Origin of the sequence: Nocardioides glacieisoli (genome assembly GCF_004137245.1) — a bacterium.
Taxonomy (GTDB): Bacteria; Actinomycetota; Actinomycetes; order Propionibacteriales; family Nocardioidaceae; genus Nocardioides; species Nocardioides glacieisoli.
The window spans coordinates 382813-405699 of record NZ_SDWS01000003.1; the positions used below are offsets into that span (position 1 = coordinate 382813).

Consider the following 22887-nt stretch of genomic DNA (forward strand, 5'->3'; position numbering starts at 1 on the left):
CTAGTGCTGCGCGCCGGCGGACAGCTCGTCCGCCGGCGCGAAGGCCTTCGCCAGCCAGAAGAGGGCGAGCACCAGCACCAGCGGGACGGCGAAGCCGATGCGCAGCGAGCTCGCACCGACCGCCCCCGTCATCACCGCACCGAGCAGCGCACCGACGTAGTTGAACTGGTTGAACCGCGCGACCACCGCGTCAACACGCGCCTGTCGCGTGGCGGGATCCGCGTCGCGTCCGGCGAGCGCGGCTGCCGCGGAGAAGCTCAGCGGGGCGACGACGGCGACCCCGCAACCGAGCAGGGTGAAGCCGATGACCGCGACAGGCCACGACGGCGCAGCGACGATCACCGCCAGCGACACGAAGGCGACGAGTGCGCCCACGCGCAGCAGCCGCACCGCCCCGACCCGCTCGGTGAGCCGGTCGCCGACCAGGCGCACCAGCCCGCTCGCCACCAGGTAGGGCAGCGTCGCCAGTGCGACGAGCTCCTCGGGCGCGGCGAAGACGTCGTCGAGGTACACAGGTCCCCAGGTCGCCGCTGCGGTGTCGACCGTGTAGAAGACGACGAGCGCCAGGCCGATCATCACGATGGCGCGCCACGGCACGTCGGTCTCGGTGGCCGTGGCCGCCTCGCCGTGGTCACGAGCCAGGAACGGGGCACCCGCTGCCAGCAGCGGCAGGATCGCGACGAACGCGATCGCCGACCACGGGACGTCGGTGGTGGCCAGGGTGAGGACCGCGCCGATGACCCCGCCCAGCGTCCACGCTCCGTGGCACGACGGCAGCACGACCCGGCCGATCCGGTGCTCGAGCGCGACCGCCTGCATGTTGCCCGTCGCGTCGACCAGCCCCAGCCCGACGCCGTACGCCGCCAGGCCGAGGACGAAGACGATCGTCGTCGGAGCGAGGATCGCGACCGCCACCGACACCGCGACCACCAGCAGCCCGGCGCGCAGCACGACTGCGCTGTCGAGCCGGGGCGCGAGGCGCTCGGCCAGCAGCGAGCCGACGCCGGCGAGCAGCACCATCATCAGCAGCACGCCGGACAGGGCGAGCTCGCCGAGGTCCCAGCGGTCCTGGATGCGGGGGAGGCGGGTGGTGAGGCTGATGAAGACCAGGCCCTGCGTGAGGAACGCCGCAGCGATGGCCAGCCGCGCCCGGCCGAGGTGTGCGCTGGGGTCTGCACTCATGGCGAGCATCGTGGCAGGCCGCCGGTCCGCCCGTGGCAGACTCGCGGGCATGGCCTCCGGAGTGCATCGCGAGCTGTGGATCGTCCGGCACGGCGAGACGGAGTGGAGCCGCGACGGCAAGCACACGTCCACCACCGACCTGCCCCTCACCGACGTCGGCGAGGAGACCGCCGCGTCGCTGGCGCCGAGACTGGCCGAGGTGTCGTTCGACCTGGTGCTGACGAGCCCGCGCCAGCGCGCTCGTCGTACGGCCGAGCTGGCGGGCTTCCCCGACGCCGAGGTCGACGACGACCTGGCCGAGTGGGCGTACGGCGACTACGAGGGCATCACCACCGACGAGATCCGCGAGACCGTGCCCGGCTGGACGGTCTGGACGCACCCGTCGCCGGGAGGGGAGACCGCCGACGAGGTGTCCGACCGACTCGACCGCGTCGTCGAGCGGGCGCGCGAGCACGACCGCACCCTCGTCTTCGCCCACGGGCACTCGCTGCGCGTGCTGACCGCGCGCTGGCTGGAGCAGCCGGCCGTCGAGGGGCGGTTCTTCCGCCTCGACACCTCGACCGTCTCGGTGCTGGGCTTCGAGCGCGAGACCCCGGTGCTGCTGAAGTGGAACGGCTGAGGCCGACGTGCGGATCGACCTCCACACGCACAGCTCCGCCAGCGACGGCACCGACACCCCCGCCCAGCTGATGCGGGAGGCCGCGGCCGCCGGCCTCGACGTCGTCGCGCTGACCGACCACGACGCGATGTCGGGATGGGCCGAGGCGCAGCAGGCCGCCGACGCGGTGGGCATCACCCTGGTGCCGGGGCTTGAGGTGAGCACCACGTTCGAGCACCGCGGGGTCCACCTGCTCGGCTACCTGCCCGACCCGACGTACGCGCCCCTTGTCGCCGAGCTCGACCGGATCCTGGCGGGACGCACGTCGCGGACACCGGGCATGGTCGCCGCGCTCCGCGACGCCGGCATCGAGATCACCGAGGAGGACGTACGTCGTGAGTCCGGTGGATCCGTCGCCGCGGGCCGACCGCACGTCGCCGACGCGCTCGTGCGGCTCGGGCTCGTGGACGACCGGACGGCCGCGTTCGCGAAGTTCCTCGACCCGGGCCGCCCCGGGTACGTCAACCGCTACGCCACGCCGCTGGAGGAGATGATCGCGCTGATCGTCGACGCCGGAGGCGTGCCCGTGATCGCGCACCCGTGGGGTCGTCGGGGCGAGACGGTGCTCGACGCCGCTGCCCTGTCGGGCCTCAAGGACCTCGGCCTGGCCGGGATCGAGGTGGACCACCAGGACCACCCGCCCGAGCTGCGCGCCCGCCTGCGCGCCATCGCCGCCGACCTCGACCTCGTCGTCACCGGCAGCAGCGACCACCACGGCCTCGGCAAGATCGACCACGACCTCGGGGTGAACACGACGGACCCGGAGCAGTACGAGCGGCTGGTCTCGCTCGCCCGTCCACACGCATGACCGTCCTCCCCGACCGCGTCCTCGTCTACGGCGTCACGGGCAGCGGCAAGAGCACTGCAGCACTCGCCATCGGGGACCTGACCGGGCACCCGGTGACCCTCGTCGACGAGCTGACCTGGCAGCCCGAGTGGATGCCGGTCCCGGATGCGGACCAGCGCGAGCTCATCGGGGAGATCGTCGCGGGGGAGCGCTGGCTGCTCGACACGGCGTACGCCTCGTGGCGCGACCTCGTCGTCCCGCGTGCCGAGCTCGTCATCGGCCTCGACTACCCGCGCTGGCTCTCGCTCGCGAGGCTGGTCCGGCGGACGGTCACGCGCGCGATCACGAAGGAGCCGATGTGCAACGGCAACGTCGAGTCCTGGCGCAAGATCATCGCCCGCGACTCGATCATCGCGTGGCACTTCCAGTCGTTCGCCCGCAAGCGGGACCGGATGCGCGCGTGGGCTGCCTCGCCCGACGGACCCGAGGTGCTGCTCTTCAGGCACCCGCGCGAGCTGGAGGCGTGGCTCTCAACGCTCCGCGGGACCAGTCGCTGACGATCGGGGAGCCTTGTCCTGACATTTCGCGAACGATCTTCCCCACTGCCGGGCTGGCAAGACATCTAGGCTCCCCGCGTGGACCACGACGAGATCGTCCGGCTCTACGGGCCGTGGGCGGCACGGACGCCGCAGGACGCGGCGGACCTCCTCGCGGGCTACGACCGGCCGTGGTGGATCGCCGGTGGGTGGGCGATCGAGGCATTCGCCGGCGTCCCACGGGAGCACGGTGACGTCGACCCGAGCATCCCGCGGTCGGACATCGGACCGCTGCGACGCCACCTCGCCGGTCGCCTCGACGTGTGGGAGGCGGACAGCGGCACGTTGCGTCCGCTGCTCGACGGCGACGACGAGGTCACCGCCGAGTGCGAGAACCTCTGGCTGCGCCCGAGCGGCGCGGACCCGTGGGAGTACGACGTCATCCTGATGCACACGACACCGACGACCTGGACCTTCAAGCGCGACGCCCGGATCAGCCTGCCGTTGGCCGAGATCCTCTGGGAGCGCGACGCCATCCGGTACCTGGCACCGGAGGTGCAGCTGCTCCACAAGGCGCGGGCGCTACGGCCCCAGGACCAGGCGGACTTCGACGCGTGCGCCCCGCTGCTCGACGTACGCGCCCGGGTGTGGCTCCGCGACGCGCTGCAGCTGGCACACCCCGGCCACCCGTGGACGCACGAACTGGGAGGGCGAGTCTGACACTTGGAGGCCTTTGCAACCCCCTCCAAGTGTCAGACTCCCCGCACGTGCGGGGACTCAGACAGGGGCGCGCCCTCAGCGGCGCCCGATCGACTGCGTCAGCCGCAGCACCCGGTTCGGGATCGCCTTGGTCAGCGCGATGATCGTCTTGTACTGCGCGCCGGGGATCGAGAAGGCGCGGCCCCTGTCGAAGTCCTCCAGAGACTTGCGGACCAGGAACTCGACGTCGAGCCACATGAACCCGTCGCCGCGCTTGACCTGCATCCGCTCGTGGAACTCGGTCTTGGTGAAGCCGGGGCAGAGCGACATGACCGTGACGCCGCGGGGGCCGTACTCCATGTGGGCCCACTCGCTGAACGAGTTCACCCACGCCTTGGCGGCGGAGTAGGAGCCGCGGGGGAGGAAGGCGGCGACACTCGAGACGTTGATGATGCCGCCGTGGCCGCGCTCGGCCATCGGGCCGAGGGCGGCGTGGGTCAGTCGCAGCACCGCGGTGACGAGCACCTCGAGCATCGCGGTCTCCTCGTCGGCGGTGTTGTCGAGAAAGCGCTTCTTGAGCCCGAAGCCGGCGTTGTTGACCAGCAGGTCGACCGGCCGGTCGTGGTCGGCGAGCCGGGCCTCGACGCGGGCGAGGTCGGCCCGGTCCGTGAGGTCGGCGGCGAGCACCTCGACCTCGACCTGGTGGGCGCGGCGCAGCTCGTCGGCCACCAGGTCCAGGCGGGCGACGTCGCGCGCGACGAGGACGAGGTCGTGGCCGCGCGCGGCGAGCTGGACGGCGTACTCGTGGCCGATGCCGGCGGTGGCGCCGGTGATGAGAGCGGTAGGCATGGGGCCAGCGTTTCAGGACACCGGTCGGGTCCGCGACCCCGTCCTGCACAATGGGCCACGATGAGCATCCAGAGCGCGCCCTCAGTCACCCTGGCCGTCGCGAACCAGAAGGGCGGCGTGGCGAAGACGACGTCCATCGCGTCCATCGGGGCGGCCCTCGCCGAGCTCGGCCACCGGGTGCTGCTGGTCGACCTCGACCCGCAGGCCTGCCTGACCTTCTCCCTCGGGATCGACCCCGAGGACCTCGAGGTGTCGGTGCACCACGTGCTGACCCAGGGCGTCGACCCGGCCGAGGTCATCATCGCGACCGAGGACGGCGTCGACCTCCTGCCGGCCACGATCGAGCTGGCCCGTGCCGAGGCCGACCTGCTCACCCGGACGGGCCGCGAGCACGTCATCAAGGGCGCCCTCGAGCAGCTCGCCGACGACCTCGCGGACACCGAGGAGGGACCCTACGACTGGGTCCTTCTCGACTGCCCGCCGTCCCTCGGCGTGCTGACGGTCGCCGCGCTCACCGCCGCCGACGGCGTGCTGGTGCCGCTGCAGTGCGAGACGCTGTCGCACCGCGGGGTCGGCCAGCTGCTCGACACCGTCCACGACGTACGCCGGTTCACCAACCGCGGCCTCGAGGTGTGGGGCGTGCTGCCGACGCTCTACGACGGCCGCACCAACCACGCGCGCACGGTGCTGGAGACGATCAGCGACACCTACGACCTCGAGGTCGTCGAACCGCCGATCCCCAAGACCATCAAGTTCGCCGAGGCGCCCGCCGCCGGTCGCTCGATCCTGGCGACCAGCCGCACCAACAAGGGCGCCCAGGCCTACCGCGAGGTGGCCGTGAACCTCGTCGAGCGGGCCTCCCGCCCCAAGAAGAAGGCGGCGAAGAAGCCCGCTCGCGCGAAGAAGTAGGCGCCGGTCAGCTCTTCGGCGTCTCCACCGCGGATCCGCCGCGGGTGCGCGTACGGCTGCGGCTGCGGTTGCGACGACGCGGGGCGTCGCCGGACTTCTCCGAGGAGCCCGAGTCCGAGCGGCTGGAGTCGGAACGACCCGAGTCCGAGCGGCCCGAGTCCGAGCGGCCCGAGCCACCGGAGCGGCCGCCGGCGCGCTCGCGCGGCGGGCGGTCGGCCTTGGGGGGCTGCGGCGCGGGGTCGACGATGCGGCCCTTGGTGCCCTCCGGGATGCCCTGGTCGTGGAACAGGTGCGGGGAGGTCGAGTAGGTCTCCTGCGGCTCCGGGAAGGGCAGGTCGAGCGCCTTGTTGATCATCTTCCAGCGGTGCAGGTCGGCCCAGTCGACGAACGTGATCGCGATGCCCGAGGCGCCCGCGCGGCCGGTGCGGCCGATGCGGTGGACGTAGGTCTTGTCGTCCTCGGGGCAGGTGTAGTTGATGACGTGGGAGACGCCGCGCACGTCGATGCCGCGGGCGGCGACGTCGGTGGCCACGAGGACGCGGATCTTGTCCTCGCGGAACTTGGCGAGCGCCTTCTCGCGCGCGACCTGCGCCATGTCGCCGTGCAGGGGCGAGGAGCTGAAGCCGCGCTCGGCGAGGTCGTCGGCGACGCGCTGGGCCTGACGCTTGGTGCGGGTGAAGACGATGATCTTCTCGGCGTCCTCGGCCTGCAGGACGCGGCCGATGATCTCGGGCTTGTCGAGGTCGTGGGCGAGGTAGATGAACTGCGCGGTGGCCGGCACCATCGTGGTGTCGTAGGACGACTCGGCGCGGATGTTCATCGGGTGGCGCATGTGGGTGCGGGCGAGCGCGACGATCGCTGCCGGCATGGTGGCCGAGAACAGCATCGTCTGGCGGGTCTCGGGGGTCTTCGAGAGCAGCGTGATGACGTCGGGCAGGAAGCCGAGGTCGAGCATCTCGTCAGCCTCGTCGAGCACGAGCGCGTGCACGTGGGAGAGGTCGAGGGCGCGACGGTTGGCCAGGTCGATCAGGCGACCGGGGGTGCCGACGACGATGTCGACGCCGGACTCGAGGGCCTCGAGCTGGGTGTCGTAGCCGACGCCGCCGTAGACGGTGAGGACCCGCAGGCCGAGGTCCTTGCTGGCGAGCGCGAGGTCGCTGGACACCTGGAGCGCGAGCTCGCGGGTCGGGGCGACGATCAGCGCCTGCGGCTTGCCCTGCGGCATGTCGGCGTACGCCGGGTCGCTGGGCGCGACGCTGCGCTGCAGCACCGGGATGCCGAAGGCGAGCGTCTTGCCGGTGCCCGTGCGGGCCTGGCCGATCAGGTCGGTGCCGAGGAGCGCGACCGAGAGGGTCATCTCCTGGATGGCGAAGGGGGTGGTGATGCCGGCGCGGTCGAGCGCGTCACAGATCTGGGCGTGCACGCCCAGTTCGCGGAAGGTGGTCACAGAGAGGTGTCGCTTTCAAGAGGTCTCAGACGAGAATGGATGTCCCACGCGTATGCGGTCAGCCACTCGAAAGGACCCTCTGGGGCTCTGCCAACCGCGCACATACAGGCGGCCACCGGCACGGTTCACCGGGGCTCGGTCACCCCGATCCTATCGCTAGGCTGCGAGCATGACTGAATCGCCCGACGAGGACTACCGCCGCGCCGCCGTCGACCTCCTCGGTGCGATCGCCTACGGCGAGCTGTCGGCCTTCGAGCGGCTCGTCGAGGACGCCAAGATGGCGCCCGGGATCGGCGACAAGATCGCGATCGGCGCGATGGCCACCTCGGAGTTCGCCCACCTGCAGAAGCTCGTCGGCCGGCTCGAGGAGCTCGGCGCCGACCCGGCCGAGGCGATGCAGGCCTTCCAGGCCAGCTTCGACAGCTTCCACGCCCACACGGCGCCGTCGGACTACTACGAGGGCCTGATCAAGGCCTACGTCGGCGACGGCCTCGCCGCGGACTTCTACCGCGAGATCGCGGCCTACCTCGACCCCGAGACCCGCGAGGTGATCATCGCGTCGCTGGAGGACTCCGGGCAGACCGCGTTCATCGTCGAGCGGGTCCGCGCGGGCATCGCCCACGACCACCGGCTCGGCGGTCGGCTCGCCCTGTGGGGCCGCCGGCTGATGGGCGAGGCGCTGACCCAGGCCCAGCGGGTCGCCGGCGACCGGGACTCCCTCACGGCACTCCTCGCCGGGGGAGTCGACCGCCCCGGTCTCGACCTGGCCGCGCTCGGGCGGATGTTCACCCGCCTCACCGAGCTGCACGCTGCGCGGATGGCGGAGCTGGGCCTGGACTCCTGAGCCCGCCCCGCACGCTCGTCAGCACGAAGGGGCGTACGACGTGACGAGGCCCCGCACCCGAATCGGGTGCGGGGCCTCGTGCGGAAGTGCGTGGGTCAGACGCGCGTGCGGCTGCCGCTGTTGCGTCCGGTGACCGTCGAGGCGATCACCACGAGGACGGCCGCGGTGATGACCGAGACGATCCAACGCGTCCAGTCGATGCCGCCGGAACCATCGCCACCGAAGAACGAGTAGATCGCGTAGCCGAGAAGGACGCCACCGATGCCGCACAGGATCGTGAGCCAGATCGGGATGTTGTCCTTGTCGCCCGGCGCGACGAGCTTGCCGAGCAGACCGATGATCGCGCCCACGATGATGAGGACGATGATTTCTACGACCATTGTTGGCCACCTTTCTTTGCCACGGGTTCGTGGACCTGGGTGCCGGCATGGTGTGCCGACGTGTTCATGATGCCGGTACCCCGTGGTGCAGGAACAATGCGCCACGCCCGAAGGGGTGTCAGCGGAAGCCGACCGCGCTCGAGGTGGGGGAGCCCAGCTCGAGGTAGGCGATCTTGTCGGCCGGCACGATGACGGTGCGGCCCTTGACGTCGGCGAGGCGCAGCACGCCGTTGCCGGCGAGTGCGTCGGAGAGGTGCTGCTCGACATCCTCGGGCGTGCTGTCGGTGTCGAGCACCAGCTCGCGCTGGGCGTTCTGCACGCCGATCTTGACCTCCACGGTGTAGCTCCTTGCTGAGTTTCGGGGGTTGCGGGGTGGTGTTCGTCCTGCCCAGTGTGTCGGGCCGGTGGTTGTGATCAGTGGTCGTCGGTCCTCGGGTAGCCGCGGATGCCGCGCCAGGCCAGACCGGAGATCAGGGACGCGGCGTCCTCCCGGGGGATGGTGCCGCCGCCCGCGAGCCAGAACCGCGCGGACACCTGCGCCATTCCCACCAGCGAGACCGCCAGCAGCTGCGACGGCTCGTCGGGCAGGCCGGTGTCGGTGCGGATCACGTCGGCGATCATGGAGGCGCACTCGGTCGTCACCCGGTCGACCCGCTCGCGCACGTCGGGCTCGCTGGTGAGGTCGGACTCGAAGACCAGCCGGAACGCGCCCTCCTCGGACGCGACGTAGCTGTAGAACACCTGCATGGTCGCTGCCACGCGGTCCTTGTTGTCGTTCGTGGACGCCAGCGCGGCGCGGCAGTTGTCGATGATGAGGTCGCACGAGGTGTCGAGCAGCGCGAGGTAGAGGTCGAGCTTGCCCGGGAAGTGCTGGTAGAGCACGGGCTTGGAGACACCGGCGCGCTCGGCGATGTCGTCCATCGCGGCCGCGTGGTAGCCCTGCGCCACGAACACCTCGAGCGCCGACTCGAGGAGCTGGGCTCGGCGCTCGCGCCGGGGCATCCGGCCGCCGCGCGGGCGCGGTGCGTCGGTGTCGGTGTCGGTGCCGCCTGCGGTCACGTCCTTCTCCTGCTGCTGGGGGTACTGCTGAGTAGTGGTGGCCGAGCCTATAGGCCACCGGCCGGGTGGGGGCACGTCCGGATGCCGGGACGTCGTACGCCGGGCTTGGGACGCGGCGGGAACATGGACGAGGTCCCGCCTGTTGTCCCGGGACCTGGTCGCCACCCTTGAGGAGTCCCCGTGTCCTACCCGCCGCTCGTCGAGCCGGCTGCCGAGCTCACCACCGACGAGGTGCGCCGCTACAGCCGCCACCTGATCATCCCGGACGTCGGGATGAGCGGACAGAAGCGCCTGAAGAACGCCAAGGTGCTCGTCATCGGCGCCGGCGGCCTCGGCTCTCCCGCCCTGCTCTACCTGGCCGCGGCCGGTGTGGGCACCCTCGGCATCGCCGAGTTCGACACGGTCGACGAGTCCAACCTGCAGCGCCAGGTGATCCACGGGGTCAGCGACATCGACAAGCCCAAGGGGCTCTCGGCCAAGGAGTCGATCGCCGAGATCAACCCGTACGTCGAGGTCGTCCTCCACGAGGAGCGGCTCGACAACGACAACGTGATGTCCGTCTTCGAGGGCTACGACCTCATCGTCGACGGCACCGACAACTTCGCCACGCGCTACATGGTCAACGACGCGGCGTACTTCCTGCAGATCCCCTACGTCTGGGGCTCGATCTACCGCTTCGACGGCCAGGCGAGCGTGTTCGCGCCGTCGCTCGGCGAGGACCTTCCCTGCTACCGCTGCCTCTACCCCGAGCCGCCGCCGCCGGGCATGGTGCCGAGCTGCGCCGAGGGCGGCGTCCTCGGCGTCCTGTGCGCCGCGATCGGCTCGATCCAGGTCAACGAGGCCATCAAGCTGCTCACCGGCATCGGCGACCCGATCGCGGGCAAGCTGATGATCTACGACGCCCTCGAGATGGAGTACCGCAAGCTGAAGGTCCGCAAGGACCCCAACTGCGCGCTCTGCGGCGAGAACGCCACCGTCACCGGGCTCATCGACTACGACGCCTTCTGCGGCGCCGTCTCCGACGAGGCCGCCGAGGCCGCCGCTGGTTCGACGATCTCGGTCAAGCAGCTCGAGCAGATGCTCGGCGAGCGCGAGGCGGGGGAGCGCGACTTCGTGCTCGTCGACGTCCGTGAGCCCAACGAGGCGGAGATCAACCACATCCCCGGTGCGGTGCTGATCCCGAAGGGCGAGTTCCTCAACGGAAACGCGCTCTCCCAGCTGCCGAGCGACAAGCAGGTCGTCATGCACTGCAAGTCGGGAGTCCGCTCGGCCGAGACGCTCGCGATCGTCAAGGGAGCCGGCTACGCCGACGCGGTGCACGTCGGCGGTGGCGTGGTCGCCTGGGTCAACCAGATCGACCCGAGCCAGCCGTCGTACTAGTAGTCCGGGATGACTACTCGCGCGTAACCCGTTCGGGTGGGGCCTCGTTGGGAATGGCATGCCCACTCCCACGAAGCTCCTGACCCTCGCTGCCGCGGCCGGACTCGTCGCGGCAGCCGCGACCAGCGCCCCTGCGTCCGCCGCGCTCGGCACGACGCAGGCCGCTGCCGCCTACGCGCCCGCCGACACCGCGACGATCCACCCCGGCGTCCAGATGTACACCGAGGGTGCCCAGTGCACGGCGAACTTCGTCTTCACCGACGGCGCCGGTGCGACGTACGTCGGCTACGCCGCGCACTGCGCCGGCCTCGGTGAGGCCACCGACACCGACGGGTGCACCTCGCCGTCGCTCCCGCTCGGCACCAGGGTCGACTTCGTCGAGGGTGGCTCGCTGGTCGGCGAGGGCACGCGCGTGGGCGGCGGCACCCTGGCCTACTCGTCCTGGCTCACCATGCAGCAGCGCGGCGAGACCGACGCAGATGCCTGCGCCTACAACGACCTCGCCCTGGTGAAGGTCGACGCCGCGGACGTCGCCAAGGTCAACCCGTCGATCCCGTTCTGGGGCGGCCCGGTCGGACTCAACACCACGGGCACGGCCGCGGGCGACACCGTCCACAGCTACGGCAACTCCAGCATCCGCGCCGGGATCGAGCAGCTCTCGCCCAAGCAGGGCGTCAGCCTCGGCACCGACCCGAGCGGCTGGACGCACCCGGTCTACACGGTGACGCCCGGCGTCCCCGGCGACTCGGGCAGCGCCTTCCTCGACGCCGAGGGCAACGCGCTCGGCACGCTGTCGACCCTCGCGCTCGCGCCGCTCGCCGGTTCGAACGGCGTCGGCGACCTCGCCCACGAGCTGGCGTACGCCCAGGCCAACGGTCCCATCGCCGGCCTGAGCCTGGTGCCGGGCACGGAGCCGTTCAGCCCCCTCCTCTGAGGCACACGCCCCCGCAACCCCCCTCGCACGGCGCGACCCGGTGACCTAGGGTCGCGCCATGCGTGCGCTCCGGGACGTCTCGCCTCCCGTACGCGCTGTGGTGACGGTGGCCGCGACCAGCCTCTTCATGGTGCTGGTCGCGTGGGCGACGCTGATCGGACCCGACGAGGTCTTCACCGGCCCGGGGCCCCGCCCCGCGCAGGACGTCACGACACCGACGTCGTGCATCCCGTTGCCGGAGGAGACCGCCCCGGACGGCATCATCACCTACGGCGTGCCCGACGACATCAACGAGCGCGACTACTGCGACCCACCGGGCGCGAGCATCGACGACTACCGCGACCTCGCCGAACAGAACCCGCCGCCCTGGTGGGTCAAGGTGCTGGTCTACGTCATCCTCTTCGGCCTCCTCGGGCTGGTCGCCGGAGGCGTGCTCTGGCTCCTGGTGACGGTCGTGCGCGCGGCCCTGTCGCGTCGCGGCGGCGAGGAGCGGGTCGACGTCGCGCTCACCGTTCTCGACGAGCCCGACCGCGTGGCCGCAGCGGTCGTCGCCGACGCGGAGGAGCAGGACGCGCTGCTGCGCGACGGTGACGCCCGCAACGCCATCGTGGCCGCCTGGCACCGCTTCGAGGTCCAGGGCGAGGCCGCAGGGGTGCCGCGCCACGGAGCAGAGACCTCGTCCGAGTACGCCCTGCGGTTCCTCGACCTGGCGGACGCCGACACCGGACCGGTGCGACGCCTCGCCGAGCTCTACCGCGAGGCGAGGTTCTCCGAGCACGAGATCACCGAGCAGCACCGCGCGGAGGCGCTGGACACCCTCGCTGCGATCCGCCGCAGCCTGGGGGTGCGCGCGTGAAGGTGTCCCGCCGCTGGAGCGGCCGGATCGGCGGCGCGGTGGTCCTCGCCGCGATCGGCTACGCGGTCGCCATCTGGCTCGACTTCGAGCCCCGCCCCTTCCCGTACGCCGTCTGGGCTCTCGTCGTGATCGCGATGACGTACCTCCTGATCGACACCGTCGAGGCCCCGGTCTCCCACTGGCAGCACCAGGTCCCGCACCACCGCTCGGACCGCGTCGACGAGGTCACGTCCGACCTGCGCGTCCTGTCCAGCCACCAGCACGCCGACCACCCCTCGACCGCGCTGGCCGAGCGGCTGGTCGCCCTGGCGAGGGGCCGCGACCCGGACCTCGCCGCCGAGATCCAGCGCGACCTCACCGGCCGGGACCGCATCCGGCCCGCCGACATCGACACCATCCTGACCCGAATCGAGGAGTCCCGTGACCGACGCTGACCACGACCCGACCGCAGCCGCTCACGTTGCAGCCGCCCCCACGGAGGTGGCCCAGTTCGCCGAGAGGGTGCTCGACGAGGTGGGCAGGGCCGTCGTCGGCAAGCGCGACGCGTTGACGCTCGTCCTCGCAGGCATCCTCGCCAAGGGCCACGTGCTGCTCGAGGACTTCCCGGGCCTCGGCAAGACCCTCGCCGCGCGCTCGTTCGCGGGCGCGCTCGGGCTGGAGTTCTCGCGCGCCCAGTTCACCCCCGACCTGCTGCCCGCCGACCTCACCGGGTCCTACGTCTACGACCAGCGCAGCGCCGAGTTCGACTTCCGGCCCGGACCGATCTTCGCGGGCCTCCTGCTCGCCGACGAGATCAACCGCACCCCGCCGAAGACGCAGGCGGCGCTGCTCGAGGCGATGCAGGAGGGGCAGGTCACCGTCGAGGGCCAGACCCACCGGTTGCCCAGCCCCTTCCACGTCCTCGCGACCGCGAACCCGGTCGAGTACGAAGGCACCTACCCGCTGCCCGAGGCCCAGCTCGACCGCTTCCTGCTCCGGGTCGCCTTCGGCTATCCGACGGCCGGGGAGGAGCACGACGTCCTGCGGCGGCGGCTGGACCGCCAGCGCGAGGAGGTCGACATCGAGCAGGTGACCGACGCCGGCGGCCTCGCCGCGGCGCAGGCGGCCGTCGAGAGGGTCGCCGTCGACGACTCGGTCGCGCGCTACTGCGTCGAGCTGGTCGGCGCGACCCGCTCGCACTCCGACGTGCTGACGGGCGCGTCGCCGCGCGGCAGCCTCGGGCTCGTCCTCACCGCGCGGGCCTGGGCCGCGATCCGTGGCCGCGACTACGTCGTGCCCGAGGACGTCAAGGTCGTCGCGCGGGCCGTGCTCGCGCACCGCATCACCATCAAGCCCGACCTCTGGATGACGCAGGCGTCCGGCTCCCGGGTCGTCGATGCCGTCCTGTCGTCGGTCGAGACGCCCCGCGCCCTCGAAGCCCGCGGCGCCCGGTGACCTCGCGGTGACCTCCTGGCGGCCCACTCCCGCGCTCGTCCGTTCCTGCCTGCTGGCGCTCGGCGGGATGACCGGCGGGGTCGTGCTGGGCCAGGAGGTGCTGGTCGTCCTGGCCGCTCCCTTCGCGGTCCTGGCCGCCATGGGGCTGGCCGCGCGACCGCGCACGGCACCGCTGGTGTCCGCCCAGCTCGACCACGTCCGCCTGCACGAGGGCCAGGCCACGACGTCGCGCCTCGAGGTCGCCGACCTCGACGGGGTCGAGCACATCGCCCGCGTCGCCCTCCCCGCGCCGCACGTCGCCACCCGGCCGGCGTACGGGGCCGCAGGGTCGTTGGTCGACGAAGAGCTGCCGACGATCGTCTTCAGCCCCCGACGCTGGGGTCGACGTGCAGTGGGCGCCGAGCGGGTGGCCCTGACCTCCGCCTGGGCGGGGTGGGTCTGGGGCCCGCTCGACCTGCCGGAGCGGGGCTTCAACGTGCTGCCCCAGACGGCGCCGTACGACTCCCGCGCTGAGGTGCCCCAGCCCGACGGGCTCGTCGGCCGGCACCGGTCGCGGCGGCTCGGCAGCGGCACCGAGTTCGAGGGGATCCGGCCGTTCGCGACCGGGGACCGGCTCAAGCGGATCACCTGGCCGGTCTCGCTGCGCACCGGTGAGCTCCACGTGATCACGACCCGGGCCGAGCAGGACGCCGGTGTGTGGCTCGTGCTCGACGGCCTCGGCGACATGGGTGTCTCGGGCGGCATCGACGGCGCGGCCAGCACGCTGGACCTGACCGTGCGAGCGGCCTCGGCGCTCGCCGAGCACCACGTCCGCACCGGCGACCGGGTGGGGATGCTGGTGGTGTCGGCGGACGGCACCCGGGTGCCGCTGGGCTCCGGTGCCCGCCACCTCCAGCGCCTGCAGGGCACGCTCGCCCGGGTCCGTACGGAGGCGCGCGGCGTCGCGCCCGACCGCCTCGACCTCGGGGCGGGAGCCGGCAGCGTGGTCTACGTGCTGTCGCCGATGTTCTTCACGCCGCTGGTCACCGCCACCGCGACCCTCCAGCGCGGCGGCGGTTCGGTGGTGGTCATCGACACCATCGGGGACGCGATGACGACACGCGACGGTGACCGGCTCGAGCTGGCCTCGCTCGCCTCCCGCATGCAGAAGGTGGAGCGCGACGACCGGTTGCAGCGCCTGGCCGAGCTCGGCACCCCGGTCGTGCCGTGGCGTGGACCGGGCACGCTCGACACCGTCCTGCAGCAGCTCGCGCGACGCGGTCGCGCGCCCAAGGTGCGTGCGTGATGGCGACGACCGGTCGGCTGGTGGCGCCGGGCACCACTCGGCCCGCGATCGCCCTGCGCGCGCTGGTCATCGCGCTGCCGTGCCTCGCGCTCGCCCTGGCGATCCCGCAGGTGCCGCACTGGTTCGTCCTCGTGTCCGTTCCGCTGAGCGCCGCCGCATGGGCCCGGACCCCCGACCACGCGGTGGGCATCGTCCCGCTGGTCCTGGTCGCCGGCTGGTGGGCCGCCCACGGTGTCGTCGACTGGCGGGTGCTGGTGGTCGCCGTCCTGCTCCTCGGGGCGCACCTGTCCGCGGTCCTGCTGTCGTACGGCCCGGGGACGCTGCCGGTCGACCCCCGGCTGGTCAGGCTCTGGCTGCGTCGCGCCCTGCTCGCCCTGGTCCCGGCGCCGGTCGCGTGGCTGTCCGTGCGGGGGATCGACCCTGCCCTCGCCCCCTCCTGGTTGTGGCTTGCGGCCGCGTCGGCGACCGCCGCCCTGCTGCTGGCGACCGCCCGGCTGACGCGCTCCGGGTCCTCGTCGTGACGACCGAGGAGGAGCGTGAGCTCTACGCCGAGCTGGTGCTGCAGTGCGCCGAGTCGGTGCCGCGGGGCCGGGTGACGACGTACGGCGCCATCGCCGACGTGGTCGGCCACCGGCTCGGGCGCGGCGGGCCGCGCCTGGTCGGCAACGTGCTGGCCACGCACGGGGCGGCCGTCGCCTGGTGGCGGGTCGTCCGCGCCGACGGTTCGCTGCCGCCGTCGCACGACGAGGAGGCACGCCAGGCGTACCTCGAGGAGGGCACCCCGCTGCGCCCGAGCGGGTCGGTCGATCTGGGACGTGCGTTCCACCAACCGACCCTCCGGGCATGATGAGCCCCATGCTCTACACGGTCGCGCACGGAGTCATCCCGCCGGTCGCCCGAGCCGTCTGGCGCCCGAAGGTCGAGGGCCTGCACCACGTCCCGACGTCCGGGCCCGTGATCGTGGCGAGCAACCACCTGTCCTTCTTCGACAGCGTGGTGATCCCCGTCGTGGTGCCCCGGAAGGTCGTCTTCCTCGCGAAGTCCGACTACTTCACCGGCACCGGCGTGAAGGGCACGCTCGTGCGGGCGTGGTTCGAGGGGCTCGGCATGCTGCCGGTCGACCGCGACGACACCAAGGCCGCGATCGCCAGCCTCGACACGGCCCTCGAGGTGCTGGGGAAGGGCGAGGCGTTCGGCATCTACCCCGAGGGCACGCGCTCGCGCGACGGCCGGCTCTACCGCGGCCGCACCGGCGTCGCGCACCTCGCCCTGACCTCCGGCGCACCGGTCGTACCCGTCGGGCTGATCGGCACCGAGGACATCCAGCCGGTCGGCGCCAACCGGCCCCGGCTCGGCAGGGTCGACGTGACCGTCCGCGTCGGCGAGCCGATCCAGGTCGCGGGCGAGTACGACGGCGTCCCCACCGGCCGCGCGCGCCGCGAGCTCACCGACCGGATCATGGCCGCGATCGCCGGGCTGACCGGCCAGGAGTCGGCGGGCGTCTACAACGAGCGACCGGCCGACGCCTGAGCTCCCGTCCGGCTGCCGCTCGAGCGGTGGTCCAGCCACATTCGGCCGCCGCCAGATGTGGCTGTGCCACCGCTGGTCGGCGCGACAGAGTGCGACACGCGAGTGAGCGGTGATCGACCTACCCTCGAGTGGTCAGGAATGTGGCTCCACCACCGCTCAGCCGGCTGACCGAGCGGTGCGTGAGGGGGAATCGGGGAGCTGCGAATGCTCCTCACGCACCGCCCTCGCGCGTGTCGGCGTACGCCGCTCCGGCCGGCGGTGCCTCAGGGGGATTCGGCAGGCGCAGAATCCTCGTCACTCACCGCTCAGCCGGGGACCCGGGCCGCCAGCGCGGCCAGCGCCTTCGGGAAGATCTCCGCGGGCGGGGTGACGAGGCCGGCGCCGACCTGGCCGACGCCGGCGACGCGGCCGGCCATGCCGGTGTTGATCTGCGGCAGGATCCCGGTGCGGCACACCTTCGTCACGTCGATGCCGGTCGGGGTCCCCTGGAACTCCAGCACGGGCACGGACCAGCGCGGGTTCTCGGCGAGGGTGATCTCGTGCATCCGCCGGGTGGTGGCCAGGGCGTCGGGCACGGAGCCGCCGACCAGGCGCACGATCGCCGGTGCGGTCGCCATCGCGAAGCCGCCGATGCCGGCGGTCTCGGTGATCGCGGAGTCGCCGATGTCGGCGTTCGCGTCGTCGGGGCCGTAGTCGCCGAGGAAGAGGCCCTCCGCCACCTGGGCCGGACCGGTGAACCACTCGTCCCCGGTGCCGGAGACCTGGATGCCGAAGTCGGTGCCGTTGCGCGCCATCGCCACGACCATCGTCGAGCCGGGCACGTCGCGCCCGGCGTCGAGCGCGAGCTTGCAGGCGGGCATCGCGAGGTTGAGGAAGAAGTGGTCGTTGCCGCCGACGAACCGCAGCACCTCGGCGACGTCGCGGCTCTCGAAGCCCGACGTGACCATCGCGGGGGAGAGGTCGCGCAGCAGCATCAGGGTGCCGGCGCGGTTGCGGTTGTGGGCCTCGTCGCCCATCTGCAGCATCTGGGTGAGGATGCCGGTGACGTCGGACGCCTCGGCCGTGCCGCGGACGGCGGCCTGCAGCAGCGGGCCGAGCACGTCGCCCATCCAGCGCAGCCGCGTCAGCACCTCGGGGCCGTACGCGCCGTAGCGCAGCACCTTGCCGAGCCCCTCGTTGAGGGAGCAGTACGTCCGCGCGCCGGTGGCGCGGTCCTCGAGGACCCACATCCACATGGACGGGGTGACCACGCCGGCCATCGGGCCGACCGCGTTGCGGTGGTGGCACGGCTCGAGGCTGACGCTGCTGCCGGACTCGAAGAGCGCGACGGCGTCCTCGGGGTCGTCGACGAGGCCCTCGAGCGCCGCGCCGCCCATCAGCGCGCCGCGCAAGGGACCGGAGGTGCGGGCCCACTCGATCGGCGGGCCGGCGTGGAGGAACTGGCCCTTCTCCAGACCGAGCACCTCGCTGGCGGGAGCGACGTCGACGAGGTGGGCGGTGACGCCGAGCATCGCCTGGACGGCCTGCGCGTTGGCGGCGATCCGGCGGGGGTCGGTGGCGACCCGGGCGAGGTCCGCCTCGGTGCCCGGCATGGGCGGGCGCCAGTCGACGCGCTCCACCTCGACGGCCTGGCCCTCGACGGCATCCGCGAACATGCCTGCGCCGACGGTCACGACGGTGGTATCGCTCACTGGAACGCTCCGATCAGGTCGAGGGCGCGGCGGGTGGCGGCCGCGTTGGAGAGGTGCACCTCGGCGCCGGCCGCGACGAGGGCGTCGCGCTGCGCGTCGAGGCCCTGCGGGTCGAGGTCGGTGCCGACCAGGCTCACGACCACCGGAATCGGGCGCTCGCTCCGGGCCGCCTCGATCGCCGGGGCGAGGAGGGCGGCCGGGTCGGGCTCGGCGCCGTGGCCGAGCACCAGGTCGAGCAGGATCACCCCGGTCGACGGGTCGGCCGCGGCGCGGGCGAGCTGCTCGTTGCGGAGCGTCGGGTCGATCATCGGGTGGGCGCGACCCTGGGTGAGGGCGTCGTCGCCGAAGTCGATCATCACGTGGCTGTCGGCGAGCAGCTCGTCGCCGAGCGCGAGGTCATCGGTCAGCGGGATGTTGGAGCGCACCGGGCCTAGGACGTCCGTCGCCATCAGCATCGACTCGTCGCACAGGGTGCCGCCGACGAAGAGGCCGCGGAGCAGCGGCCCGGTCGCCGGTCCGGTGTTGTCGGCGCCGTGCACCGGCCAGTCGGGCGCGTCGTGGCCGAGCCGCGCGAGCACCGCCTCGGCGACCGCCGTGAGGTCACGCTGGCCGCGGCCGAGGAGGCCGAGCTCGACCGGCGTGCCCAGCGTGTCGACGTACGCCGTGAGCTCGCCGGCCACCTCGGCGGCCGGCGGCTTGGAGACCACGACCACGAGGTCGACGTCGGGATCGGCGTCGAGGCGGCTCAGCGCCTCGCGGGTGGCGAGCCCGCCGACGGCCGACGAGAGGTCGCGGCCACCGACGCCGAGGGCGTGGCGGACGCCGACCTCGGCGCAGGTCCCGCCGGCGTGGTGGAGCAGGGCGAGGAGCTGCTGGCAGCCCGTGCCCGACGCGGCGACGATGCCGATCCGGCCGGGACGGACGGCGTTCGCGAAGCCGAGCCCGACGCCGTCGATCACGGCCGTGCCGCAGTCGGGACCCATCACGAGCGCATTGCGGGTCGCGGCGTAGGTCTTGAGCGCGACCTCCTCGGCGACCGGGACGTTGTCGCTGAAGACCATCACGTCGTGGCCGGCCTCCAGCGCATCCATCGCCTCGACCGTCGCGCTGGCGCCGGGCACCGAGACCAGCACGACCGCACCGGTGCCGCCGCGCCTGAGCGCCGCGCCGGTCGTGCGTGGCGGCGCGACAGTCGCGTCGCCACTGGTCGGCCGCCTCGGGACGAGAGCCGCGTCGACGGCCGACAGCGCTGTCGCCACGTCGGCGTCGTCGTCGAGGCGGAGCGCGACGACCATGTCGTTGGGGGAGGACCCGGGAACGTCGAAGCCCATGCCCTCGAGCACCTCGAGGTTGAGGCCGGTGGCCATCGCGACCTGCGCGGCCACCACGCCGGGCGTTGTCTGGACGGCCCGACTGACCTGGAGAAGGGTCACCGAGTCGGCGTACGCGCCGGAGCGGAGCTCGACGTGGTCCTTCATGCAACTCTCCCGGGGTTGGTGACGTGGTCGGTGGCGACGGAGGTGAGCGCGAGCGAGGCGCCGGTCAGCAGCCCGGCCCCCGAGGTCGCGCCGACGGCGAGCAGTGCGTGGCGGGTGGCGACCGACGGGGCGGCCAGCCACGCGGCGAGCTCGGGCAGGGCCTCGCCGCGGACGGCGCAGTCGATGAGCGTGGCGGAGAGCAGGGTGGTGACGCCGAGGCGACGGCGTACGGCTCCGGCGAGCGCAGCGTCGGGCTCGCCCAGCGCGGCCCGGGTGGCGAACCAGCCGGCGAGCACGTCGTCGCCCAGGGGCGTCAGGCCCGGACCGCGGCCGAGCAGCCGATCGAGGTGAGTGGTGGTGAGCCGGCCGTCGGCGGGCAGGTCGAAGCCGGGCGGCATCGCGGAGGGCGCTCGGCCGTGCCGTCCGACTGTCGTGGCGCGTGGGTCGGCCAGCCGGGTGATCCGCAGCTCGTCGTCGCCGAGGAGGAGGGCTCCACCGCGGACGACGACCGGGCGGTCGGCGTACGCACCGAGGTCCGGGAGCATCGACCAGAGCGCGCAGGGCACGTGCGTCGCGGTCGCGGAGACCACCCCGAGGCACCAGCCATCGAGGTCGACGTAGATCGCCGTGGCGCTCGCGTGGACCACCGGGCGCGGGCCGTCAGTGGCCTCGAGGAGCCGCTGGCGCACGCGGGTCGGCGCGGCCACCGGGATCTGGCGAGGCATCACTCGTCAGACGCTAGCGGCCCGTGTCACACTCCTCCGATGTGAGTTTGTGACAGGGAAGGGGCAGAAGTGGGCCAAGACTTGATAAGCGACCCCGAGGCGATCGCCGCACTGCACCGGGCCGACGCGCTCCACACCGCGCTGACCCACATCGTGCTCGAGGGCGGCGACCTGGGCGCGATCGCCGAGGCGGTGGGCGACGCGCTGGGCTGCGGCGTGGTGTTCACCTCGACCGACGGCCGCGAGCGCGCGGCGCACCTCGACGAGGCCCAGCGCGAGACGCTCGCGGCGAACGACCTGGTCGACCCGACCGGCCGCCTGCGGGTGGAGCGGATCGACCCCGACGGCACCGCGGTGGGCAAGGGCGAGGCGCTCGTACGCCGCGTGGTGGCCGCCGGCGTCGACCTCGCGCGGCTGGTGGCGGTGCGCCTCGACGGGAGCATCCACTCCTCCGACGCGCACGCCCTCGAGCGCGCGGCGATCGTGGCGGCCCTGCTGGTGACGCGCGTCGAGGCGGTCACCGCGGTGGAGAACAAGTACCGCGGCGACTTCCTGCGCGACGTGTTCCTCGGCCGGGCCGGCGAGGACGACTACGTCGCCGAGCACGCGCAGGCCTTCGGCTGGCAGCTCGACCGTCCGGTCATGGTCGTCGTCGCCGTGCTCGACCCCGATGCGATCGCGGCCCTGGCGCCCGGGCCGAGCGAGCGGCGGGCGTGGCAGGACCGGTTCGCCCATGCGTGGCGGCAGGTGGCCGCGACGGTCGACGAGAGCATCGCGTCGGTCAACTTCAGCCGCGAGGTGGTCACGCTCGTGCCGGTCGACCCCGAGGCGGGGGCGGGCGACGGCCACGTCGCCGTCGACCGGATCGTCCAGGCCGTGCGCGGCGACCGCGGCGGCGGGCGGATCTCGTTCTCCGCCGGTGTCAGCCGGGTCGCCCAGGACCTGAGCGAGCTGCCGGAGGCCTTCCGGCAGGCGCAACGGTCGGTGGAGATCGGCCGCCGGGTGCACGGCACGGGCTCGGTGACCCGCTTCGACCAGCTCGGCCTGCACCGGCTGCTCGCGCTCGTGCCCGACAGCGCCGAGCTGACGGCGTTCGCCTCCGACGTCCTCGGCCCGCTCGCCGAGCGGACCCCCGAGGCGGCCGACCTGCGCGAGACGCTGCAGGTGCTGCTCGACACCAACTTCAACGTCGCGGAGGCCGCCCGCGCGCAGTTCTTCCACTACAACACGATGCGCTACCGCGTCGGTAAGCTGCAGCGGCTCCTCGGCCCCGTCGCCACCGACCCGCACCTGCGCCTCGACGTCGCGGTGGCGCTCCGGGCCCTGGAGATCGTCGGCTGACGGCGTACGCCCCGGACGTCATACGGACGGGACGAGCGGTTGCCCCGTCCGTATGACGTCACGAGAAGATCAGCGGGTCAGGCTGGGGCCTCGGTGGCCGGCGGCTGCTCGGCCTGGCAGGTCGTCAGGCGCTCGGTGGCCTTGGCGAGGCGCTGCTGCTGCGCGCGCTTGGTCACCTTGGTCTCGGTCTTCGCCTGGCGGGCGTCGGCGAGGGCCTTGCGGGCGTCGGCCTTCTCCTGGCCGGCGGTCGCCTCGGCGACGTCCTCCTTCGCCGCCTCGACGCGCTCCTGCTGGCGAGCGAACACGGCCGTGACGCGGGCGAGGGCCTCGGTGGCCTTGTCGACCTTGGCCTGCTGCTGGGCGCACGGGTCGGTCGGCGGGACCTCGTCGGCGGATGCGGTGGCGCCGAATGCCGCGAGGGCGATCGCCGCGGACGCGACGACTCCGGCGAGTCGGGTGGTGAGAGTCATGGGACGAAACCTCCGGACGGGGCGTGGCCCACTGCCACACCGCTCATTCCGTTCAGCGGCAGCGCGGACGCTCGCGTTACGGCCGAGTCGGACAAATCTTCGTCATCCCTTGACTGTTTCTTGATGCCGACGGATCACGGGCGACCGCGGAAGTCGTCGCCGTACCACCGGTCGTAGAAGAGCTGGTGGCCCTCGTCCTCGACGCCGCCGCCACGCGCGGAGACGAGCCCGCCGAGCAGGAAGGGCAGCGCGAGCGCGCCGGCGAGGAGGCCGAAAACCGCTCCGTTCCGAGCTCCGAGCCAGCCGCCCACCGCGAGCCCGACGAGCCCCATCAGCAGGGCGACGACCAGGCACTGGAGGACGAGTCGCAGCAGCACGCCCCGAAGCGTGGTCGACCAGCCAGGACGCCTCAT

27 protein-coding genes are annotated in these 22887 nt (G+C 72.7%); 16 read left to right on the plus strand and 11 right to left on the minus strand.

The genetic code is table 11. The features are described 5' to 3' along the window. A complete protein-coding gene (locus EUA06_RS09410) occupies positions 1–1182 on the minus strand; it encodes an MFS transporter (RefSeq protein WP_242498056.1) in 1182 nt (393 codons plus the stop codon). Between the two features lie 49 nt (positions 1183–1231). On the opposite strand from EUA06_RS09410, the gene EUA06_RS09415 reads away from it, so the two are divergent. The 4 genes from EUA06_RS09415 (at position 1232) to EUA06_RS09430 (ending at position 3883) form a co-directional block, all read left to right on the plus strand. Further along, a complete protein-coding gene (locus tag EUA06_RS09415; RefSeq protein WP_129474906.1) occupies positions 1232–1801 on the plus strand; it encodes a histidine phosphatase family protein in 570 nt (189 codons plus the stop codon). A gap of 7 nt (positions 1802–1808) precedes the next feature. After that, the gene (locus EUA06_RS09420; protein WP_129474908.1) at positions 1809–2648 is read left to right on the plus strand and encodes a PHP domain-containing protein; all 840 of its coding nucleotides are present in this window, start codon (positions 1809–1811) and stop codon (positions 2646–2648) included. Next, a complete protein-coding gene (locus EUA06_RS09425; protein WP_129474910.1) occupies positions 2645–3184 on the plus strand; it encodes a P-loop NTPase family protein in 540 nt (179 codons plus the stop codon). Before EUA06_RS09420 ends, EUA06_RS09425 begins: the two co-directional genes overlap by 4 nt. Positions 3185–3262: 78 nt before the next feature. Next, the gene (locus EUA06_RS09430; protein WP_242498057.1) at positions 3263–3883 is read left to right on the plus strand and encodes a hypothetical protein; all 621 of its coding nucleotides are present in this window, start codon (positions 3263–3265) and stop codon (positions 3881–3883) included. Between the two features lie 75 nt (positions 3884–3958). Here EUA06_RS09430 and EUA06_RS09435 read toward each other — a convergent pair whose 3' ends face one another. After that, complete coding sequence (locus tag EUA06_RS09435) at positions 3959–4711, minus strand: SDR family NAD(P)-dependent oxidoreductase (protein WP_129474912.1); 753 nt, start codon at positions 4709–4711, stop codon at positions 3959–3961. Positions 4712–4771: 60 nt separating this feature from the next. Between EUA06_RS09435 and EUA06_RS09440 the strand changes: the two genes are divergently transcribed. Next, positions 4772–5620, plus strand: coding sequence for a ParA family protein (locus tag EUA06_RS09440; RefSeq protein ID WP_129474914.1), 849 nt, complete (start codon positions 4772–4774; stop codon positions 5618–5620). Positions 5621–5627: 7 nt separating this feature from the next. On the opposite strand, the gene EUA06_RS09445 is transcribed toward EUA06_RS09440, so the two are convergent. Continuing rightward, positions 5628–7067: a DEAD/DEAH box helicase gene (locus tag EUA06_RS09445; protein ID WP_242498058.1), complete on the minus strand. Its 1440-nt coding sequence runs from the start codon at positions 7065–7067 to the stop codon at positions 5628–5630. A gap of 169 nt (positions 7068–7236) precedes the next feature. Between EUA06_RS09445 and EUA06_RS09450 the strand changes: the two genes are divergently transcribed. Beyond that, positions 7237–7911, plus strand: a complete 675-nt coding sequence (locus EUA06_RS09450; protein WP_129474916.1) for a ferritin-like fold-containing protein — start codon at positions 7237–7239, stop codon at positions 7909–7911. Positions 7912–8006: 95 nt separating this feature from the next. Here EUA06_RS09450 and EUA06_RS09455 read toward each other — a convergent pair whose 3' ends face one another. The 3 genes from EUA06_RS09455 to EUA06_RS09465 form a co-directional block, all read right to left on the minus strand. After that, on the minus strand, positions 8007–8291 hold the full coding sequence (locus EUA06_RS09455; RefSeq protein ID WP_129474918.1) for a GlsB/YeaQ/YmgE family stress response membrane protein: 285 nt from the start codon (positions 8289–8291) through the stop codon (positions 8007–8009). 118 nt (positions 8292–8409) lie between these two features. Continuing rightward, entirely contained in the window at positions 8410–8628 is a 219-nt protein-coding gene (locus EUA06_RS09460; RefSeq protein WP_129474920.1) for a DUF3107 domain-containing protein, read from the minus strand. 77 nt (positions 8629–8705) lie between these two features. Continuing rightward, entirely contained in the window at positions 8706–9293 is a 588-nt protein-coding gene (locus EUA06_RS09465; protein ID WP_129475064.1) for a TetR/AcrR family transcriptional regulator, read from the minus strand. A 237-nt stretch (positions 9294–9530) separates the two neighbouring features. Here EUA06_RS09465 and moeZ point away from each other — a divergent pair, with 237 nt between their 5' ends. Genes moeZ through EUA06_RS09505 form a run of 9 tightly spaced genes read left to right on the plus strand, consistent with a single transcriptional unit; the run spans position 9531 to position 16769 of the window. Next, positions 9531–10730, plus strand: a complete 1200-nt coding sequence (gene moeZ, locus EUA06_RS09470) for an adenylyltransferase/sulfurtransferase MoeZ (protein WP_129474922.1) — start codon at positions 9531–9533, stop codon at positions 10728–10730. Between the two features lie 58 nt (positions 10731–10788). After that, positions 10789–11664 (plus strand): hypothetical protein, encoded by an 876-nt coding sequence (locus EUA06_RS09475; RefSeq protein ID WP_129474924.1) that lies wholly within the window; start codon positions 10789–10791, stop codon positions 11662–11664. A 58-nt stretch (positions 11665–11722) separates the two neighbouring features. Then, the gene (locus EUA06_RS09480) at positions 11723–12520 is read left to right on the plus strand and encodes a DUF4129 domain-containing protein (protein WP_129474926.1); all 798 of its coding nucleotides are present in this window, start codon (positions 11723–11725) and stop codon (positions 12518–12520) included. Then, positions 12517–12954, plus strand: a complete 438-nt coding sequence (locus tag EUA06_RS09485) for a hypothetical protein (protein ID WP_129474928.1) — start codon at positions 12517–12519, stop codon at positions 12952–12954. Before EUA06_RS09480 ends, EUA06_RS09485 begins: the two co-directional genes overlap by 4 nt. Continuing rightward, entirely contained in the window at positions 12941–13954 is a 1014-nt protein-coding gene (locus EUA06_RS09490) for an AAA family ATPase (RefSeq protein WP_129474930.1), read from the plus strand. Before EUA06_RS09485 ends, EUA06_RS09490 begins: the two co-directional genes overlap by 14 nt. A gap of 7 nt (positions 13955–13961) precedes the next feature. Then, positions 13962–15239 (plus strand): DUF58 domain-containing protein, encoded by a 1278-nt coding sequence (locus EUA06_RS09495; RefSeq protein ID WP_129474932.1) that lies wholly within the window; start codon positions 13962–13964, stop codon positions 15237–15239. Continuing rightward, positions 15236–15760, plus strand: a complete 525-nt coding sequence (locus EUA06_RS22970) for a hypothetical protein (protein WP_242498059.1) — start codon at positions 15236–15238, stop codon at positions 15758–15760. The genes EUA06_RS09495 and EUA06_RS22970 overlap by 4 nt, the downstream gene beginning before the upstream one ends. Further along, a complete protein-coding gene (locus EUA06_RS22975) occupies positions 15757–16086 on the plus strand; it encodes an MGMT family protein (protein WP_242498060.1) in 330 nt (109 codons plus the stop codon). The genes EUA06_RS22970 and EUA06_RS22975 overlap by 4 nt, the downstream gene beginning before the upstream one ends. After that, positions 16083–16769 (plus strand): lysophospholipid acyltransferase family protein, encoded by a 687-nt coding sequence (locus EUA06_RS09505; RefSeq protein WP_242498061.1) that lies wholly within the window; start codon positions 16083–16085, stop codon positions 16767–16769. Before EUA06_RS22975 ends, EUA06_RS09505 begins: the two co-directional genes overlap by 4 nt. A 305-nt stretch (positions 16770–17074) precedes the next feature. Here the strand turns inward: EUA06_RS09505 and EUA06_RS09510 are convergent, their stop codons facing one another. Genes EUA06_RS09510 through EUA06_RS09520 form a run of 3 tightly spaced genes read right to left on the minus strand, consistent with a single transcriptional unit; the run spans position 17075 to position 20663 of the window. After that, positions 17075–18460, minus strand: coding sequence for a YlbE family protein (locus EUA06_RS09510; RefSeq protein WP_242498062.1), 1386 nt, complete (start codon positions 18458–18460; stop codon positions 17075–17077). Then, positions 18457–19938, minus strand: coding sequence for an FdrA family protein (locus EUA06_RS09515; protein ID WP_129474936.1), 1482 nt, complete (start codon positions 19936–19938; stop codon positions 18457–18459). The genes EUA06_RS09510 and EUA06_RS09515 overlap by 4 nt, the downstream gene beginning before the upstream one ends. Further along, on the minus strand, positions 19935–20663 hold the full coding sequence (locus EUA06_RS09520) for an oxamate carbamoyltransferase subunit AllH family protein (RefSeq protein ID WP_129474938.1): 729 nt from the start codon (positions 20661–20663) through the stop codon (positions 19935–19937). The genes EUA06_RS09515 and EUA06_RS09520 overlap by 4 nt, the downstream gene beginning before the upstream one ends. An 81-nt stretch (positions 20664–20744) precedes the next feature. On the opposite strand from EUA06_RS09520, the gene EUA06_RS09525 reads away from it, so the two are divergent. Beyond that, positions 20745–22004: a PucR family transcriptional regulator gene (locus EUA06_RS09525; protein WP_129474940.1), complete on the plus strand. Its 1260-nt coding sequence runs from the start codon at positions 20745–20747 to the stop codon at positions 22002–22004. 77 nt (positions 22005–22081) lie between these two features. On the opposite strand, the gene EUA06_RS09530 is transcribed toward EUA06_RS09525, so the two are convergent. Then, complete coding sequence (locus EUA06_RS09530) at positions 22082–22474, minus strand: hypothetical protein (protein WP_129474942.1); 393 nt, start codon at positions 22472–22474, stop codon at positions 22082–22084. A 134-nt stretch (positions 22475–22608) separates the two neighbouring features. Then, positions 22609–22887: a hypothetical protein gene (locus tag EUA06_RS09535; RefSeq protein ID WP_129474944.1), complete on the minus strand. Its 279-nt coding sequence runs from the start codon at positions 22885–22887 to the stop codon at positions 22609–22611.

What these genes read in the sequence shown, in the direction of transcription:
- EUA06_RS09410 (WP_242498056.1), bottom strand. Translation starts at nt 1,182, where the DNA reads ATGAGTGCAGACCCCAGCGCACACCTCGGCCGGGCGCGGCTGGCCATC.
- EUA06_RS09415 (WP_129474906.1), top strand. Translation starts at nt 1,232, where the DNA reads ATGGCCTCCGGAGTGCATCGCGAGCTGTGGATCGTCCGGCACGGCGAG.
- EUA06_RS09425 (WP_129474910.1), top strand. Translation starts at nt 2,645, where the DNA reads ATGACCGTCCTCCCCGACCGCGTCCTCGTCTACGGCGTCACGGGCAGC.
- EUA06_RS09435 (WP_129474912.1), bottom strand. Translation starts at nt 4,711, where the DNA reads ATGCCTACCGCTCTCATCACCGGCGCCACCGCCGGCATCGGCCACGAG.
- EUA06_RS09440 (WP_129474914.1), top strand. Translation starts at nt 4,772, where the DNA reads ATGAGCATCCAGAGCGCGCCCTCAGTCACCCTGGCCGTCGCGAACCAG.
- EUA06_RS09450 (WP_129474916.1), top strand. Translation starts at nt 7,237, where the DNA reads ATGACTGAATCGCCCGACGAGGACTACCGCCGCGCCGCCGTCGACCTC.
- EUA06_RS09455 (WP_129474918.1), bottom strand. Translation starts at nt 8,291, where the DNA reads ATGGTCGTAGAAATCATCGTCCTCATCATCGTGGGCGCGATCATCGGT.
- EUA06_RS09465 (WP_129475064.1), bottom strand. Translation starts at nt 9,293, where the DNA reads ATGCCCCGGCGCGAGCGCCGAGCCCAGCTCCTCGAGTCGGCGCTCGAG.
- EUA06_RS09475 (WP_129474924.1), top strand. Translation starts at nt 10,789, where the DNA reads ATGCCCACTCCCACGAAGCTCCTGACCCTCGCTGCCGCGGCCGGACTC.
- EUA06_RS09480 (WP_129474926.1), top strand. Translation starts at nt 11,723, where the DNA reads ATGCGTGCGCTCCGGGACGTCTCGCCTCCCGTACGCGCTGTGGTGACG.
- EUA06_RS09505 (WP_242498061.1), top strand. Translation starts at nt 16,083, where the DNA reads ATGATGAGCCCCATGCTCTACACGGTCGCGCACGGAGTCATCCCGCCG.
- EUA06_RS09515 (WP_129474936.1), bottom strand. Translation starts at nt 19,938, where the DNA reads ATGAAGGACCACGTCGAGCTCCGCTCCGGCGCGTACGCCGACTCGGTG.
- EUA06_RS09520 (WP_129474938.1), bottom strand. Translation starts at nt 20,663, where the DNA reads ATGCCTCGCCAGATCCCGGTGGCCGCGCCGACCCGCGTGCGCCAGCGG.
- EUA06_RS09530 (WP_129474942.1), bottom strand. Translation starts at nt 22,474, where the DNA reads ATGACTCTCACCACCCGACTCGCCGGAGTCGTCGCGTCCGCGGCGATC.
- EUA06_RS09535 (WP_129474944.1), bottom strand. Translation starts at nt 22,887, where the DNA reads ATGAGGCGTCCTGGCTGGTCGACCACGCTTCGGGGCGTGCTGCTGCGA.